The organism is Microbispora rosea (genome assembly GCF_044460045.1).
GTDB lineage: Bacteria > Actinomycetota > Actinomycetes > Streptosporangiales > Streptosporangiaceae > Microbispora > Microbispora rosea.
Window position 1 is genome coordinate 633,927 of record NZ_JBITJO010000003.1, and the last position, 17,082, is coordinate 651,008.

16 protein-coding genes are annotated in these 17,082 nt (G+C 72.2%); 8 read left to right on the forward strand and 8 right to left on the reverse strand.

All coding sequences use genetic code 11. The features are described 5' to 3' along the window. Positions 1-203: 203 nt before the first annotated feature. From ACIBK1_RS15220 to ACIBK1_RS15235, 4 genes are read right to left on the reverse strand one after another with little or no spacing between them, the layout of a single operon-like run. Positions 204-851, reverse strand: coding sequence for a response regulator (locus tag ACIBK1_RS15220; RefSeq protein WP_030509877.1), 648 nt, complete (start codon positions 849-851; stop codon positions 204-206). A gap of 31 nt (positions 852-882) precedes the next feature. Beyond that, positions 883-2,172: a sensor histidine kinase gene (locus tag ACIBK1_RS15225; protein ID WP_396735268.1), complete on the reverse strand. Its 1,290-nt coding sequence runs from the start codon at positions 2,170-2,172 to the stop codon at positions 883-885. A gap of 43 nt (positions 2,173-2,215) precedes the next feature. Beyond that, entirely contained in the window at positions 2,216-3,529 is a 1,314-nt protein-coding gene (locus ACIBK1_RS15230; RefSeq protein ID WP_396735271.1) for an alpha-amylase family protein, read from the reverse strand. Between the two features lie 28 nt (positions 3,530-3,557). After that, complete coding sequence (locus ACIBK1_RS15235) at positions 3,558-4,562, reverse strand: hypothetical protein (protein WP_396735274.1); 1,005 nt, start codon at positions 4,560-4,562, stop codon at positions 3,558-3,560. 118 nt (positions 4,563-4,680) lie between these two features. On the opposite strand from ACIBK1_RS15235, the gene ACIBK1_RS15240 reads away from it, so the two are divergent. Both ACIBK1_RS15240 and ACIBK1_RS15245 read left to right on the forward strand, forming a co-directional pair. Next, positions 4,681-5,565 (forward strand): DUF2268 domain-containing protein, encoded by an 885-nt coding sequence (locus tag ACIBK1_RS15240; protein ID WP_396735277.1) that lies wholly within the window; start codon positions 4,681-4,683, stop codon positions 5,563-5,565. Positions 5,566-5,615: 50 nt separating this feature from the next. Continuing rightward, complete coding sequence (locus ACIBK1_RS15245; RefSeq protein ID WP_076439640.1) at positions 5,616-6,383, forward strand: TSUP family transporter; 768 nt, start codon at positions 5,616-5,618, stop codon at positions 6,381-6,383. Between the two features lie 25 nt (positions 6,384-6,408). Here ACIBK1_RS15245 and ACIBK1_RS15250 read toward each other — a convergent pair whose 3' ends face one another. The 3 genes from ACIBK1_RS15250 to ACIBK1_RS15260 form a co-directional block, all read right to left on the reverse strand. After that, positions 6,409-7,425, reverse strand: coding sequence for a zinc-binding dehydrogenase (locus ACIBK1_RS15250; RefSeq protein ID WP_396735280.1), 1,017 nt, complete (start codon positions 7,423-7,425; stop codon positions 6,409-6,411). A 91-nt stretch (positions 7,426-7,516) separates the two neighbouring features. Continuing rightward, a complete protein-coding gene (locus ACIBK1_RS15255) occupies positions 7,517-8,338 on the reverse strand; it encodes a class I SAM-dependent methyltransferase (protein WP_396735283.1) in 822 nt (273 codons plus the stop codon). Positions 8,339-8,354: 16 nt separating this feature from the next. Next, on the reverse strand, positions 8,355-8,957 hold the full coding sequence (locus tag ACIBK1_RS15260) for a TetR/AcrR family transcriptional regulator (RefSeq protein WP_396735286.1): 603 nt from the start codon (positions 8,955-8,957) through the stop codon (positions 8,355-8,357). A gap of 817 nt (positions 8,958-9,774) precedes the next feature. On the opposite strand from ACIBK1_RS15260, the gene ACIBK1_RS15265 reads away from it, so the two are divergent. From ACIBK1_RS15265 to ACIBK1_RS15280, 4 genes are all read left to right on the forward strand, one after another. After that, complete coding sequence (locus ACIBK1_RS15265) at positions 9,775-11,094, forward strand: sugar ABC transporter substrate-binding protein (RefSeq protein WP_396735289.1); 1,320 nt, start codon at positions 9,775-9,777, stop codon at positions 11,092-11,094. 418 nt (positions 11,095-11,512) lie between these two features. Next, positions 11,513-12,463 carry a carbohydrate ABC transporter permease gene (locus tag ACIBK1_RS15270; protein WP_231514021.1) on the forward strand — a complete coding sequence of 317 codons (951 nt, stop codon included), beginning with the start codon at positions 11,513-11,515 and terminating at the stop codon, positions 12,461-12,463. After that, positions 12,456-13,295, forward strand: a complete 840-nt coding sequence (locus ACIBK1_RS15275; protein ID WP_030509866.1) for a carbohydrate ABC transporter permease — start codon at positions 12,456-12,458, stop codon at positions 13,293-13,295. The genes ACIBK1_RS15270 and ACIBK1_RS15275 overlap by 8 nt, the downstream gene beginning before the upstream one ends. Positions 13,296-13,363: 68 nt before the next feature. Beyond that, positions 13,364-14,734, forward strand: a complete 1,371-nt coding sequence (locus ACIBK1_RS15280; RefSeq protein WP_396735293.1) for a GH1 family beta-glucosidase — start codon at positions 13,364-13,366, stop codon at positions 14,732-14,734. 22 nt (positions 14,735-14,756) lie between these two features. On the opposite strand, the gene ACIBK1_RS15285 is transcribed toward ACIBK1_RS15280, so the two are convergent. Further along, complete coding sequence (locus tag ACIBK1_RS15285; protein WP_396722994.1) at positions 14,757-15,806, reverse strand: LacI family DNA-binding transcriptional regulator; 1,050 nt, start codon at positions 15,804-15,806, stop codon at positions 14,757-14,759. Between the two features lie 188 nt (positions 15,807-15,994). On the opposite strand from ACIBK1_RS15285, the gene ACIBK1_RS15290 reads away from it, so the two are divergent. After that, positions 15,995-16,528, forward strand: coding sequence for a GNAT family N-acetyltransferase (locus ACIBK1_RS15290; protein ID WP_396735296.1), 534 nt, complete (start codon positions 15,995-15,997; stop codon positions 16,526-16,528). A gap of 126 nt (positions 16,529-16,654) precedes the next feature. Further along, a complete protein-coding gene (locus ACIBK1_RS15295) occupies positions 16,655-17,020 on the forward strand; it encodes a protein-tyrosine phosphatase family protein (RefSeq protein WP_396735300.1) in 366 nt (121 codons plus the stop codon). Positions 17,021-17,082 lie beyond the last annotated feature (62 nt).

Consider the following 17,082-nt stretch of genomic DNA (forward strand, 5'->3'; position numbering starts at 1 on the left):
GTCAGCGGAGCTCGGCTCATGCGACGCTGCGGAGCGCTCCGCCGGCAAAACGATCGCGCCCCAACCCGAGTGGCAGACGTGCCCACCCCGCTATGGGCAAGCCCGGCTCGGCCTGGATCGAGCTGCCCCACCCCGGCGCGCCTCCGGGCCGCGAAGCACCTCGCTGTGGCGTCTGGCCGGCGGGTGACGCGGGTTCGCCTTGCTCAGCGGGGGGAGACGAAGCCGGACTCGTAGGCGGCGACCACCGCCTGCGTGCGGTCGCGGGCGCCCAGCTTGGTCAGGACGTTTCCCACGTGGGTCTTGACGGTCTCCGTGCCGACGACGAGCTCGGCGGCGATCTCCGCGTTCGACAGGCCGCGTGCCATCAGCCGCAGCACATCCCCCTCCCGCGCGGTCAGCCGGCCGATGCCGGGGACGGCGCGGGCGGCGCCGCGGGCCGCGACCAGCGATCGGATGGCGGCAGGGAACAGCAGCGACTCGCCCGCCGCCACCACCCGGATCGCCTGGACGAGCTCGTCCGCCCTCGCCCGCTTGAGCAGGAAGCCGCTCGCGCCGGCCAGCAGCGCCTCGTAGACGTAGTCGTCGTTCTCGAACGTCGTCACCACCACCACCTTGGGCGCGCCCTGCGCGGCTGTGAGGGCCCGCGTCGCCTGGATGCCGTCCACCGCGGGCATGCGTACGTCCATCAGGACGACGTCGGGCCTGAGCGAGCGGGCCAGTGACACCGCCGCGGCGCCGTCGGCCGCCTCGCCCACGACGCTCAGGCCGGGCTCGGACTCGACGATGATCCGCAGGCCGGTGCGGATCAGGTCCTCGTCGTCGGCCAGCAGCACCCTGATGCTCGTGCTCATGTTCCCGTCCGCCTCTCACCTGAGTCCTCGCTCATGCCCGTGCTTCCGGGAGACGGGCGGCGTCCGCGCCCGGAAGCGGCACGCGGACTTCGACCAGCCACGTCTCGCCGTCGGCGCCCGCGTCCACCCGGCCGCCGAGCAGCGTCACCCGCTCCCGGATGCCGTCCAGCCCGTGCCCCGCGCCGCCGCCGTTCCTGTCGCGCCGGCGTGATCCGGTGATGCTCCGCCGGCGATGCGCACGGACCTCGTTGCGCACGCGCAGCTCCAGGACGCGGTCGCGCACCTCGGCGTCCACCTCGACCGGGCCCGTGCCGTGCCGGATCGCGTTGGTCAACGCCTCCTGCGCGACGCGGTAGGCCTCCCGGGAGATCACGGGAGGCACGCCAGACAGGTCGCCAAGCCGCCGGACGATCGGTCTGTCTCCGGTGACGGCGGCGTCGAGCAACGCGGGAAGGCCGCCGAGGGACGGCTCCGGCGAGGCTCGCCCCGCGCCCTCCCGCAGCACGCCGATGACGTGGTCGAGTTCGTCCAGCGCGTTGCGGGCGGAGGTCTCGATCGCCTCCAGCGCGGCCCGGGCGGCGGCGGGGTTCCGGTCGAGCACCCGGTTCGCGGCGGCGGCCTGTACGGTCACCACGCTGAGGGCGTGGCCCACCGAGTCGTGCAGCTCCCTCGCGAGGCGATTGCGGACGGCCAGCCGGTGGGCCGCCCGGTGCGCCAGGGCGAGCCGGTCGGCGGCGGACGGCCCGAGGAGCGCGGGGGCCAGGCGGGCGAGCAGCGCGCCGACGCCGACAGCGAGGAAGAGCAGGCAGACGAGGACCGCCACCCCTGCGGGCGGCCCCCACATCGTCGCCCAGCCGCCGCGGAGCCCGGGGTGCACCAGCCCGAGGTGATCCCCGGCCAGCGGCAGGACCGCGAGCCAGACCGCGAACGGCACCATGGCCAGGGTCATCCCGCTCACCAGACCGCCGATCCCGAGATGCACGGTGAACCACGCCGCGGTCCGGCGGCGTTCGGACCATGTCCGCTGTACGGGGGACAGCGGGGCCTCCACCGCCACGCCCAGCAAGGTGCGGGCGGCGGCGGCCTCGAAGGCCCGGATGGGCAGGAACAGCCCTGACACGGCCACCACGGGGAGCACCCCGATGAAGATCAGCAGTTGCACCGACAGCAGCGGATCGCCGGCGTCCGATGTCGGACGCCACAGCGCCGTCGCGGCCTCTCCGGCCATCATGTAGGGCATGAGCAGCGCCCCGCCGACGATCAGACAGGCCCACCTGCGGTAGGTGACCCTGTCGAGCAGCGGAGCGAGGACGCGGTTCACGGTTCGATGATCCCGCGGTCGCGGCGCGGGCCGTGCCGTCCGGTCACGGCCTGTGGACAAGCACCCGCCAGCCGTGCGCGGGCACGAGAGCGGGGTCCTCGTCCGGGCCGCCCGCCCCGGCAGAGCTGTCCGCGACGGTCAGCCGGGAGACGTCCACCGGGAAGCGATAGGCGTCGTCGCCGATGTTGAGCAGTGTGACGACTTCTTCCGCCGCTCCCTCACTGCGCAGCGCGAGGGCCCTGTTGGCGACGTGCTCGGCCTTCGTACGAGCCCGGACCAGCCAGGGGTGCCGGCGGCGCAGCCCGATCAGCCGCTGGTGGAGCCGGTACACGGGCATGCCGTGCGAGGCCAGGCCGTCCGGGCCGTTGGGGAAGGCGGGCCGGATAGCGTCGTCGCCCCCGGCGCGTTCCTCCTTGACCCCGGGGAGCGCCTGCTCGTCGCCGTAGTAGAGGCTCGGCACCCCGCCCACCGTGAACAGGACGGCCAGCGCGTGCCCCAGGTGCCGCGGATCGGTCAGCCTGCTGGCCAGGCGCGTCACGTCGTGGTTGCCGACGAACGTCATCGGCGCGAACACCTCCAGCAGCCCGTTGTGCCGGTCGAGCGCCCAGGCGAGTTCGAAGAAGTTGCCGTCGTTGAGCGAGCTCCAGATGGCCTTCCAGAGCTCGTACTGCGTCACCGAGTCGAGCCCGCCCTCGGTCACGTACGCCGTGTAGTCGCCGTGGATCACCTCGCCGGCGAACCAGGCGTCCGGATGCCGCCGCCGCACCCGGGTGACGGCCTCCCGCCAGAAGGCGCGCGGCACCGTGTAGGCCGCGTCGAGCCGCCAGCCGGACGCGCCACGGTCGAGCCAGTGGCCCATCACCCGTACGACGTGGTCGAGGACGGCGGGCTCCGCGTGGTTCAGCGCGACCAGCTGATCGTGGCCCTCGAACACGGCGAAGCCGCCCGCGCCGTCACCGGGACGGAACCAGCGGGCGGCGGGGGAGTCCGGCCCTTCCGCGAGCGCCCGCGCGAAGAGCGGAAACCCCCTGCCCACGTGGTTGAACACACCGTCGAGCAACACCCGCAGCCCGCGCCGCCGCGCCTGCGCCACCAGGTGGTCGAAGTCGTCGTCGTCCCCGAGCCGGGGATCGATCCGGAAGTGATCCACCGTGTCATAGCCGTGCGTCTCGGACGCGAAGATCGGGCCGAGCTGCAGACCAGAACAGCCGAGGTTCACGGCGTAGTCGAGCCAGCTCTCCAGACGCCGCAGCCGATGCCGGACCGGCGCTCCCTCTGGCGCCGCCGTCAACGGGGCGCCGGTGAAACCCAGGGGGTAGACATGCCACCAGATCGCGTGGTCGCTCCACGACGTCACATCAGCTCCTCACCGTTCGTCCCTCTGATCACAGTGTCGTCGTCGCCGCCCCCTCCCGCGCCGCCGCCCCCTCCCTGCGGGCGTGCCGTACGAAGGCGGGCCGCCCCCGGCCGCAGGCGCGGCAGACGCCACGCGTGCGGTGGTGGTAGCCGACGGCCGCCGTCCCCATCGCCAGGCCCCAGGCGAGGAACCAGGGATAGATGACGTCGAAAACCCAGGGAGAGACGCCTTCCAGGGACGGATTCGCGAGGCCGAGGGCGACCGCGACGCGCAGTCCCGTGCCGAGGACGCCGACCGGGACCAGCATCACGCTCCCCACGAAGGCGGCGGTCAGCGGCATCCACCGCGGCATGCGCAGCGGCGGCCGCCAGGTCCGGGCGAAACCGAGCCCGAGCGCCATGCCGATCAGTGCGAGCACCCCGGTGTCGCCCAGTCCCGGCGTCCACAGGCGCACGTCCCCGAACGGCCGGGGATCGGCGAGGCCGACCGTGCCCCCGAGACCCCACTGCACCTTCAGCGCGCCGTACCCGGCCGCGAGCAGCACGGTGAGGTATCCGGCGCGGACGCTGAGCCTCTGCCATGATCCCCGAGCCTGCCACGTCTCCCGGCCCCCGCCGGCGGGAGAGGTGCGGCCCGCGTCGTCGCGTCCCTTGGCCTGAGCGCCGTCCGGTCCCTCGGCCTGAGCGTCGCCGGGTCCCTCGGCGTGAGCGCCGTTGGGTCCTTCGGACCGGCCGCAGCGTGCGCAGGCCCCGCGCGCGCGGCGGCGACGTCGTACGGCGGTCACGAGGAGCGTCGTGCCGACGGCGAGCGCGGCGGCGCGGGCGGCGGCCATCGGCAAGTCGAAGCCCAGGTCGACGACGCCGCTCTGCCCGGTGACCGCCGCGATCGCCGCCATGATCCCGCCCACGATGTCGAAGGCGATCCCGCTCGCCCCGACGCCCGTCAGCGCGAGACCGGCCACCGCGGTGGCGGCCGTGGCGAGCGCGCCGGTGCGCGCGGGCCGAGACCCGCGGCGAAGGTGTGTCGTTTCCATGACTCCAGGCTCGCGGCCGCGTCCTCGCCGGCCCTCCCCGCCGGGCGGGACCCGCCTCCCCCGCGCGGGGGAAAAGTCGCTTGAGCCTCACGTCGCGTGAGCTTCTAGCGTCGGCGGCATGGAGATCATCGTTCACGACACGGCCACCGCGATGGCCGATCTGCTGGCCGCCCCCCTCGCGGAACGGCCCGCGGCGCTCACCCGCATGCTGCGCCCGATGTGGGACGCCGTGCCCTGGATGCCGGTCGCCGACGTCGTCGGCATGCATCACCAGGGCTCCGGCTTCCGCGTCGACCGGGACGACGAGCGCTACCTGCCCGCGCTGCGGCGGATGCGCGACGCGGGGGTGTGGGAGCAGGTCCGCGACGCGCTCACCGCCGCGTGGAAGCACCAGCGCGAGGCCATTCCCGGCATCCGGCACCCCGAGACGCTGCAGGTCTACGTCGTCCTCGGCGACCCGGACGCGGAGCACCTGGTGCGGCGCAACCACGGCTACCTCGGCATGAGCGGCAAGGGCCTGGTCTACCTTCTCGTCTGGCCCACCGAGGAGAACCTCGGCCGCCTCGGGCACTGCGCCGTCCACGAGCTCAACCACAACATCAGGTATTCGAACGTCGTCTGGGACCCCGCCGCCGTCACCCTCGGCGAGCAGATCGTCTCCGAGGGGCTCGCCGAGGCGTTCGTCCGCGAGCTGTACGGACCGGAGGGGCTCGGGCCCTGGAGCACCTCCCTGGAGGGGCCCGCGCTCGACAGCGCGTACGCCACGATCACCGAGGCCGTGAACCTGACCGGCATGCACAACTTCACGGCGTACGTGCACGGGGACGCCACGGCGGAGCTGATGGGGCAGCCGCCCGTCGGCCTGCCCGACCACGCTGGCTACCCCGTCGGGCTGCGGATCGTCGACGCCCACCTCGCCGCCTCGGGCTTGACCGCCGCCGAGAGCACGACGGTGCCCGTAGAGGCGATCCTGGCCAACGCCGGGCTGCCCACCGCCCGCTAGGCTCGCTCGTCGGGTCAGGGTCAAAAGGGTACAAAGGGGGACGCAATCACATGGGTGCCGGACAGGTGGTGCTCCTGCTGCTCGCCGCCGTGGCCGCCGGATGGGTGGACGCCGTCGTCGGCGGGGGAGGGCTGCTTCAGCTTCCGGTGCTGCTGCTGGCCGGTCTCACACCGGTCCAGGCGCTGGCGACGAACAAGTCCGCCGCGATCTTCGGGACGGGCTCGGCCGCCGTCACCTACGCGAGCAAGACGAAGCTCGACCGGGCGGTGGCCGTGCCGGCCGCGGCGCTCGCGGTCGCCTTCGCCGGCCTCGGCGCCGCCTCGGCGGCGCTGCTCGACGCGGACGTGCTGAAGCCGCTGGTGATGGTCGTGCTGCTGGGCGTGGGGGCGTTCGTGACTCTGCGGCCGGGGTTCGGCCGGCTGCCCCACCCGCATCTGCGTACGCGTGCGCGGGTGATGACGGGGGTCGCGGTCGCGGGCGTCGGCATCGCCTACTACGACGGCATCGTGGGGCCGGGCACCGGCACGTTCCTGCTCATCGCGTTCACCTCGATCCTCGGGATGGACTTCGTCCACGCCTCCGCCACCGCGAAGGTCGTCAACACCGGCACCAACCTCGGGGCGCTCGTCGTCTTCGCCGCGCAGGGCCACGTGGTGTGGGCGCTCGGCCTGGCCATGGCCGTCTGCAACATCACCGGAGCGCAGATCGGCGCACGGATGGCGCTCAACCGGGGAACGGGATTCGTCCGCGTCGTCCTGCTGTGCGTGGTGGCCGCCCTGGTCGCCAAGCTCGGGTACGACCAGTTCGTCAGCCGATGAGATCGCACCGGCCGGGGCCGGCCCGTCAGCTCTGCGGTTCGACCACGACCTTGAGCCCGCGCCGGGACACGGCGGCGGCGAAGGCGTCCGCCGTCGCCGCAAGCGGGAAGCGGTCGGTGACCAGCGACGACACGTCCACCGACCCGTTCTCGACGAGGCGGATCGCCCGGGGATAGGTGAGGTTCATCCGCCGGACCAGCGCGAGCGTGAGGCCCTTGCGCCGGGCCAGCGACGCGGGGAACGACGTGCGGTCCTCGTCGGGGATGCCGGCCAGCACGACCCGGCCGCCGGGCCGGGCCGCGGTCATGGCCATGCGCACCGCGTCGTCGTCGCCCGCCACCTCGAAGGCCACCCGTACGCCGAGGCCGTCGAGCCCGTCGATGCCGGTCCACGCGGCCGGTCCCGCCTCCTCCGGGGACAGGGCGTGGTCGGCGCCGAGCCGCAGGGCGGCGGCGCGGCGGTGCGGCAGGGGATCGACGGCGACCACCGCCGAGGCGCCGGCGAGCCGGGCGAGCTGGATCACCAGCAGCCCGATCGGCCCGCAGCCGACGACGGCCACGGGCGCCCCGAGCCCCAGGTGTCCCAGGTCAACGGCGTGGATCGCCACACCGAGCGGTTCGAGCATGGCCCCGTCGTTGTCGGAGAGCGCGTCGGGCAGCGGGTGCAGCAGGTCGTCGGGCCAGGCGAGGTACTCGCGCAGGCCGCCGTCGAGCGTGCCGTGCCCGGCGAAGCGGACGTCCGGGCACAGGTTGCCGTATCCCGTCGCGCAGACCCCGCACCGGCCGCAGGGGATGGCGGGGTCGACCGCGACCCGCGTGCCGTGCCGCGGGCCGCCTTCGATCACTCCGGCGATCTCGTGCCCCACGACGAGTGGATCGTCCAGCACCGCGTCGCCGATGCCTCCCTCGGAGTACCAGTGCAGGTCGGAGCCGCACAGACCGACGGCGGTGACCCGGACAAGGCTCTCTCCGGGCCCGGGAACGGGGCGAGGCTCCTCGGACAGCCGGATGTCGCCCACCTTGTGCAGCCGGGCGGCCCTCACGACCTGGTCCCTCGCGCCATCGCCGCTCCCCCTTGATCCGTCCTTGTTCTTGATCGTAACCCTGTGCCCGATCCGGACGTACGGCGCCGTGTCAGAAGCGGTAACGCAGGATCCACCCGGCGTTCCGCCACGCGGGGACCAGGCCGATCAGGGCCACCAGCAGCCGGTAGTACAGCGGGGAGCGGCTGAGCAGGGAGCCGTCGCCCGGGCTGCCGACCTCCGCGAGGTGAAGCCTGCGATGGAATCCCTCGACGTCGCGCGGGTCGCCGGGAAACCACTGTTCGCTGATCCCGAACTTCACGAAGACCGGCACGGGTCGTCTCTCGCGCTGCTTCCTGACCACGGGGGAGGTGATGTTGAAGACGATCTCCCCGCTGGGGAAGTGCTCGACGATCTGGGTGAGGATCCGGCGTACGTCGGGTTCGGGGAGGAAGTTCAGCAGGCCGTCGGCGACCACGATCGCGGGCCTGTCCCGGGGGATCGAATCGAGCCAGCCGGGCTCGGTGACGGACGCGCCGACGGCGGTGTGACCGGGACGCGGGGGGTACAGCCGGCCCGCGATCTCGACGATGTCGGGGAAGTCCACGTCGTACCAATGGTGGCCTTCTGCCGGGTCGACGCGCCGGACACGGCTGTCGAACCCGCAGCCGATGTCGAGGACGACCGCGCCGGACGCGCGGCCGAGGAAGTCCCTGACCCAGTCGTCCATCATCCGTGAGCGCACTCCGACCGCGAAGCGTCCGATGCCGAGCGACGTGAACTGGGCGAAGTCGAAGTCCAGCCGGTCGATCGCCTGCCGGGCCCACTCGTCGCCGAGGATCGGGTGCCGGTCCCGGCTGTCGAGCCAGCGCAGGTAGAGCTCCAGAAGCGCGGTGACGCGCACTCCCGTGAAGTCGACGGGGATCTTCCGCATCCGGTCCTCCCGGTGGTCACGCCGGTCGCTCGCCTCCGCGGTAACCGGTCTGGTGGAGCACGGCCAGCAGGAAGTCGCGGATCTCGTCCTCGCTGCTGGTGTCGGGCTGGGTGGTGAGGTGCGTGCCGACCGCGCCGGTGAGAATCGTCTGGATGACGCCGAGGTCGGCGGAGGGCGGGAACCTCCCGTGATCGCGCGCGTGCTCCAGGCTGGCGCGGATCGCCTCCTCGCGCCGCCGGATGCTCGCGTTCCAGTACGCCTCCCGCAGCGCGGGGTGGTCGTGGAGCGAGGTCATCAGCCGGCGGGTGAGCTTTCGCAGCCGGGGCAGGGCCAGGTGGCGGGCCCATATGGCGAGCATCTGCTCGATGTCGACCGGCTCCGGCGGCGGAGGCGACGCGTCCTGGCCCGCGCCGAGCGCGGCGACGAGCAGCCGGATCTTGTCCGGGAACCGCCGGTACACCGTCGCCCGGGTCACCCCCGCGCGGCGGGCGACCTGCTCGATCGTGACGGCGTCGACCCCGCGCTCGATCAGCAGGTCCACGGCCGCGGTGAGGACGGCCGCGTCGATGTCCGCGCTGCGCGGACGTCCCGGAGGCCGCTCTGGTTCCGCTTCAACCATGCCACTTACAATACAGTGCAGATCTGTATTGTAAATGTCGCGCACTCGGCGTCTGCGGCGGTTTCGCGTGAACGGGCCCGGCGTCGTCGCGCGTTTCGCCACCGGCCCGATATCCGGTGCCGTCGGGGTACGGCGGTGAGGCGGTCACGCCGGTCCCCCGTCCGCGTGGGGGTCTTTCCCTGCTGTGTGGATGCCTGGTGTGCGCTTTGCGGCAGTTCGCTTTCCCCCGGCGTATGTTCGCGTCTCGGTAGGGGAGTCGCTCACCGAAGCGTCAAAAGCCCTGCGTACGGGCCTGCGCGGCCGGGCGGGGGCGATGCGCCGCCGGCCGGCGGGGAGAGCCGGGAACGTGCCCGGCGGGCGGTGGAGAAACGGCGGCCTCTCTTCGGCGGAGATGTGGAAAGCGGGCAGGAGAGCGCTTTCCCAGAGCGTGGACCCGGAGAGTCGCCCTGTCAAGGCGAGTTCTCGACGCGCTGGAAACCCGCAGGTCATACCGGTGAAACAGAATCGGGCCGGCCGGCCGTGCGGGGGTGGGGGAGGGCCGCCCCTTGACACTCTCCGCCTTCCGCGACACTCTCCTCCGTGGAGAGCGCTCTCCAAACCGGCGGCGGTGCGGAGAGCCCGTGCTCGCGTGGCGGGCACCGTCACCTGGGACGACTCCCGCGGCTGGGGGCCGTCCGCGCCGCGCTGCGACAGGACGCGTCGTCACAGCACCGCCCCGTCACAGCACCGCGCCTTCACCGGCGAGAAGGACCGTTCACCCCCCAGGCCGCCGCCCGCACGGGCGGGCGGTCGCACCGCAAGAGTGAGGACAACACCCGTGCGCAGACGCAAGCCATATCTCTTCGCCGTCGCCGGAGCCCTCGTGCTCGCCGCGACGGCCTGCGGCACCGACGACTCGTCGTCCACGGCCGGCTCGGCCGGTGGAAGCGCGGCCCAGACGATCACCTACTGGGCGTCCAACCAGGGCACCAGCCTGGAGAACGACAAGGAGGTGCTCAAGCCCGAGCTGGACAGGTTCACCAAGGAGACGGGGATCAAGGTGAACCTGGAGGTCGTCCCGTGGGCCGACCTGCTCAACCGGATCCTCGCCGCGACCACGTCGGGCAAGGGCCCGGACGTCGTCAACATCGGCAACACCTGGTCGGCCTCGCTGCAGGCGACCGGGGCGTTCGTGCCGTGGGACGACGCCCTGCTCAAGACGCTCGGAGGCAAGGAGCGCTTCCTCGGCCCCAGCCTCGCCGCGACCGGCGCCCCCGGCCAGCCGCCCACCGCCGTACCGATCTACGGCATGACCTACGGCCTCTTCTACAACAAGAAGATGTTCAAGGAGGCCGGCATCGACAAGCCGCCGGCGACCTGGGACGAGCTGATCGCGGACGGCAAGAAGCTGACCAAGGACGGCAAGTGGGGGCTCGCGGTGGAGGGCGCGAGCGTCAGCGAGAACGCCCACCACGCCTTCATCTTCGGCCAGCAGCACGGCGCGGATCTGTTCGACGCCTCCGGCAAGCCGCGCTTCGACTCCGACCAGGAGGTCGCGGCCATCAAGCAGTACCTCGACCTGATGGCCGTCCACAAGATCGTCAACCCGAGCAACGCCGAGTATGCCAACGGCACCGAGGCGGTGCAGGACTTCGTCTCCGGCAAGGCCGGGATGCTGATGTGGCAGTCGATCGCCACGCAGCTCAAGCAGGCCGGCTGGAGCGAGGACGACTACGGCCTGGCCCCGATCCCGCTGCCCGATCCGTCGCAGGGCGGCAAGCAGGTCAACGCGATGGTCGCCGGCATCAACCTCGCCGTGTTCAAGACGGCCGCCAACAAGGACGGGGCGCTGAAGTTCGTCCAGTTCATGACGTCAAAGCAGGCCCAGCAGAACCTCAACAAGGCGTACGGCTCGCTGCCGACCGTCACGGACGCCTACGACGACCCCGCGTTCGAGAGCGAGACGATCAAGACGTTCCAGCAGATCCTCTCCACCACGGCCGCGCCGCTGCCGCAGGTGGCGCAGGAGAGCCAGTTCGAGACGCTCGTGGGCAACGCGATGAACCAGCTGTTCGCCGACGTCGCGAGCGGCAAGCCGGCCACGGAGGAGGCCGTCAAGGCCAAGCTGACCGAGGCCAACCAGCAGATGGGCGGCTGAGCGGCCCGGTGAGCCCGCGCCGGGCGGAGGCTCCGCCCGGCGCCCTGACGCAGACCTCGACATCGAGAGGAAGTCCGTGACTCCTCCGTCCCCTGAAGAGGACGGCTTCTCGCTGTCCCCGGCCGAGGTGGCCGGGGCAGACGACGGCCAAGCCCTGACCGATGCCCCTGCGGGGCGCACCAGGACGGCATCGGGCGGCAGGCGTTCCCCCCGCCCCGCACCGGATCCGACGGCGATGCCCGCCGCGTCCCGGCCCGGAGCGGGACACGGTCCCACGCCTCCGGAAACGCCCACGCCTCCTGAAATGCCCTCGTCTCCGGAAGAGCCTCCGCCTCCAGGCGACCCTGTGTCTCCGATCGGCCCTGTGTCTCCGATCGGCCCCGTGTCTCCGATCGGCCCTGTGTCTCCGATCGGCCCCGTGTCTCGGAGCGATCGGAGGCGGGGGCTCGCGGACCGGGTCCCGGTGCGGTTGCGCCGGGCCGCCCTGCCCTACCTGCTGATCCTTCCGGCCGTGCTGCTCGAACTGCTCGTCCACCTGGTGCCGATGCTGATCGGCATCGGGATGAGCTTCCTGAAGCTCACCCAGTTCTTCCTGCGCAACTGGTCGGCCGCGCCCTTCGCGGGGCTGGACAACTACACCGTCGCCGTCGACTTCGACAGTGCGGTCGGCCGCTCGCTGCTGCACTCGTTCCTCGTCACGGTCGTGTTCACCGTGCTCACCGTCGGGCTGTCGTGGCTGTTCGGCATCTGCGGCGCGGTGCTCATGCAGGGCTCGTTCCGGGGCCGGGCCGTGCTGCGCGCGCTGTTCCTCGTGCCGTACGCACTGCCGGTCTACGCCGGGGTGATCACCTGGAGCTTCCTGCTCCAGCGCGACTCGGGGCTCGTCAACCACGTGCTGGTGGACCAGTTGCACCTGTTCGGCGAGCGGCCGTTCTGGCTGATCGGGTCCAACAGCTTCTGGTCCCTCATCGTGGTCTGCGTGTGGCGGTCGTGGCCGTTCGCCTTCCTCGTGCTGATGGCCGGGCTGCAGAACATCCCCGGCGACCTGTACGAGGCGGCCGCGATCGACGGCGCGGGCTGGGGCCGGCGGCTGCGCGCGGTGACGCTGCCCATGCTGCGCCCCGTCAACCAGGTGCTCGTCCTGGTGCTGTTCCTGTGGACGTTCAACGACTTCAACACGCCGTACGTGCTGTTCGGCAAGTCGGCGCCGCAGGACGCGGACCTGATCTCGATCCACATCTACCAGAGCTCGTTCGTCACCTGGAACTTCGGCTCGGGCTCGGCCATGTCGGTGCTGCTCCTGCTGTTCCTGCTGGTGGTGACCGCCGTGTATCTGGTGGCGACGTCCCGGAGGAGGAGCGATGCGTGACCCCCGCTGGCTGCCGTGGGCGCGGTGGGCCGGCCTCGGCCTGCTCGGCCTGTTCACCCTGACCCCGCTGTACGTGATGCTGACCTCGGCGATCAAGCCGCTGCAGGACGTGCAGGGGGACTTCCACTGGATCCCCACGACGATCACGCTCCGGCCGTTCGCCGACATGTGGCGGACGGTCCCGCTGGCGCGTTACTTCGCCAACAGCCTGATCGTGGCGTCGGTGGCCGCGCTGGTGTCGGTCCTCATCGCGATCTTCGCCGCGTACGCGATCAGCCGCTTCCGCTTCCCCGGGCGCCGGATCTTCTCGGTCACCGTGCTGTCGACGCAGATGTTCCCCGGCATCCTCTTCCTGCTTCCCCTGTTCATGATCTACGTGAACCTCGGGACCGCGCTCGGGGTCGAGCTGTACGCCAGCCGCACCGGGCTGATCATCACCTATCTGACCTTCTCGCTGCCGTTCTCGATCTGGATGCTCGCCGGATATTTCGACTCGATCCCGACGGCACTGGACGAGGCCGCCCAGGTGGACGGCAGCGGCCCGATCGGGGCGCTGCTGCGGGTCGTCCTTCCCGCCGCCACCCCCGGTATCGTGGCCGTCGCGATCTACGCGTTCATGACGGCGTGGGGGGAGGTGCTGTTCGCCTCGGTCATGACCGACGAGTCGAGCCGCACCCTCGCCGTCGGCCTCCAGGGGTACGCCACCGAGAACGACGTCTACTGGAACCAGATCATGGCGGCCTCCCTGGTCGTCAGTGTCCCCGTGGTGGCCGGGTTCCTGCTGCTGCAGCGCTACCTCGTGCAGGGGCTCACCGCCGGCGCCGTGAAGTGAACGCTCACCTCGGCCACCTTCAGCTCGACCACCTTCACCACCACCGTCGAACCAAGGAGAACCAGCGAATGGAGCCGCAGCGCGGCCATGTCCCCGATGTAACCGCTTTCACCGATTTCGTCTGGGGCGTCGCCACCTCGGCCTACCAGATCGAGGGCGCGGCCCTCGAGGACGGCAGGCTGCCCTCGATCTGGGACACCTTCTGCGCGGTGCCCGGGGCGATCGACGGCGGCGACACCGGAGACGTGGCCTGCGACCACTACCACCGGTGGCGCGAGGACGTCGGCCTGCTCGAACGACTCGGCGTGGACGCCTACCGCTTCTCGGTGGCCTGGCCCCGCGTGGTGCCCGACGGCACGGGAGCGGTCAACCCGCGCGGGCTCGCCTTCTACGACCGCCTCGTGGATGCCCTGCTCGACGCCGGCATCCGGCCGTTCGCGACCCTCTACCACTGGGACCTGCCGCAGGCGTTGCAGGACCGCGGCGGGTGGCCCGAGCGCGACACCGCGCAGCGCTTCGCCGACTACGCCGCCGTCGTGGCCGAACGGCTCGGTGACCGCGTCGCCGACTGGACGACGATCAACGAGCCGCTGTGCTGCTCCTGGCACGGGCACCTGGAGGGCTCCATGGCCCCCGGCCTGCGAGACCTGGAGGCGGCCGTCCGCACCTCCTACCACCTCCACCTCGGGCACGGCCTCGCGGTGCAGGCCGTACGGGCCGCGGCGCGGCTCACGCCGTCGATCGGGATCGTCAACAACCTCAGCCCGATCGACCCCGCGAGCGACAGCGAGGAGGACCACGCCGCCGCGCGGCGCCTCGACGGGCACGTCAACCGCTGGTGGCTCGACCCGGTCACCGGCCGCGGCTACCCCGAGGACATGCTCGCGGTGTACGGCGTCGACCTGCCGATCCGGACCGGCGACCTGGAGACGATCGCCGCCCCGCTCGACTACCTGGGCGTCAACTACTACTTCCGGCAGTTGGTCGCGGCCGACCCCGAGGGGCCGGTGCCGTACGCGCGGCAGCTGGAGGTGCCGGGGGCGACGACCACGGCCATGGGCTGGGAGGCCGACGCGGGCGGTCTGGAGCGCCTGCTGGTGCGCCTCGCCCGGGAGTACGCCGCGCCCCGTCTGTACGTCACCGAGAGCGGGTCCGCCTGGCGCGACACGGTCGGCCCCGACGGGACCGTGGACGACCCGGAGCGCCTGGCCTACCTGGAGGACCACATCGCGGCCTGCGGCCGGGCCATCGAACAGGGGGCGCCGGTGGCGGGCTACTTCGCGTGGTCGCTGCTGGACAACTTCGAGTGGGCGTACGGATACGACAAGCGGTTCGGCCTGGTGCACGTCGACTACGAGACCCAGGCGCGGACCGTGAAGTCGAGCGGACACCGCTACGCCGAGATCATCAAGGCGAGCAAGGGGCTGCGCGTGGCGTGAAAGACGCGGCGCCGGTGGTCCGTCAGGCCGACTCGCGGACCACCAGCGTCGGCTGCACGATGACCGAGGTGACCCGGAAGTCCGGGTCCGCGACCTGCGCGAGCAGCAGGCGGGCCATCTCGGCGGCCATGTCCTCCATCGGCTGGCGCACGGTCGTCAGCGGCGGGCGGCAGGTGACCGCGGCGCTGTCGTCGAACCCGATCACCGCGACGTCGTCGGGCACCCGGCGCCCGAGGTCGCGCAGCGCGAGCAGCGCGCCCTGCGCCATGAGGTCGTTGGCGGCGAAGACGCCGTCGATGTCCGGGTGTTCCTTGATGAGCCGGTGCATGCCCGCCTCCCCGCTCGCGGGCATGAAGTCCCCCTCCACGGCCGGCACGTACGGGTGGCCGTGCCCGGCCATGGCCTCCTGGAACCCCGACAACCGGTCCTGCGCGGCGGGCACGTCGAAGGGGCCGCTGATGGTGGCCACCCGGCGGCAGCCGCGCGCCACCAGGTGGTCGGCCGCCAGCGCCGCGCCGGCCCGGTGGGCGAGGTCGACGTAGCTGATCGGGATCGGCCGGGCGGGCCGCGCCCACAGCACGGCGGGCAGCCCGGCGTCCACCAGCAGTTTCGGCAGCGGGTCCTCGCCGTGCGTCGAGACGACCAGGGCGCCGTCGGCGCTGCCCTGCCGGAGGAAGGACACGACGTCGTCGCGGGTCTGCGCCGAGTCCGCCAGCATCAGCACCGGGTGGATGCCCTGCGGCCGCAGGTATCCCACCACGCCGCTGGCGACCCGGCCGAAGAACGGGTCGGCGAAGACGCGGGACTCGAACGGCTCGCCGCCCTCCGCGTCGCCCGCGCCCGACACGACCAGCGCGACCGCTCCCGTGCGGCGGGTGACGAGGGAGCGGGCGGCCCGGTTCGGCACGTAGCCGGTGGTCTCGATGGCGCGGTGCACCGCCTCCTGGATGTCCGGCGCGACGTTGCGGATACCGTTGATCACGCGCGAGACGGTCGCCCGGGACACTCCCGCCACACGGGCCACGTCCTCCAGCGTGGGGGCTCCCGACGTGTGCGGGAGATCGGTGCTCATGCAGGCATTTATAGCACGAGGTGGAGAGCGCTCTCCGGTCCTGCGAGGGCGGCCGGGCGGCGGTGGTCACGGGCCGGAATGCGATGATTCGGGCCACGTCCACGCCGCCGGAGCGGGCGAGGGGAACGTCCTGCCGCCCGGCGCGAGGCCGCCATCACTCGAACGACACGTGAGGAAGACCGACCGCGATGCCCGACCACCTGGCCCTTCGCCCCGTGACGGAAGCCGACCTGGACGCCTTCGACTCGGCCTTCCAGAGCGAGAGCGGCGCGACCCCGCACCAGTGGTTCGGATTCACGCCGACCATCGCGCTGCGGGAGGCGCTGCGCACCCGCGGGCTCCTGGCCGGAGCCGACAACATGCTCTCCGTCACGGTGGACGGCGAGCTGGCGGGGCGGGTCGAGTGGCTGGAACGGCGCTGGGGCCGCCGTGACACGTCGCTGTGCTGGGAGATCGCCGTCGGCCTGCTGCCGGACTGGCGGGGCAGGGGAGTCGGGACCCGGACCCAGCGGGAGCTCGTCCGCTACTTGTTCACGCACACGCGGGTGGAACGCGTCCAGGCGACCACCGACCCGGAGAACACGGCCGAGATCCGGTGCCTGGAGAAGATCGGGTTCCGGCTGGAGGGCGTGGTCCGGCGTGCCCAGTGGCGGGGCGGGCGCTGGCACGACCAGCTCCTGTTCTCCATCCTGCGGGACGAGTTCGGCCTCGCGTCCGGATGAGCCCGAAAATCCGCTGCCGGGGCCGCGCGGCGGAGGGCAAGATGAGGCATGCCCATCGATGATCTTCCTGGTGCCATCCGGCTTCCCGACGGCCCTTGGGTGCGGGGCCGCGGGCTGAGACGCGCAATGCCGCCGGGCGCCCTGCCCGACCACGGCCTCTATCTGGGCAGCCGGCGGCTCAGGCACAAGCACGACCACGCCCTCACCTGGCCGCACGAGTGGATCGACTGGCCCGACTTCCTCCTGCCCCGCGACCGGGAGCACGCGATCGGCCGCATCCGGGCGCTGCACGCGCACGCGCGGGCCGGTCGCCGGGTCGAGGTCGCCTGCGGCGGGGGAGTCGGGCGCACCGGCACCGTGATCGCGTGCCTGGCCGTGCTGTCGGGACTGCCCGCCGACCGGGCCGTCGCCTGGGCCCGGGCCGAATACCACCCACGGGCCGTGGAGACACCCTGGCAGCGCCGCTGGGTGCTGCGCTTTCCCGCGTCCTGACAGGCGAGTCGCGCCGCCGGGGCGCCGGGAGGAGGAGGCCGGTAGCGGTCGTACTGAACCCA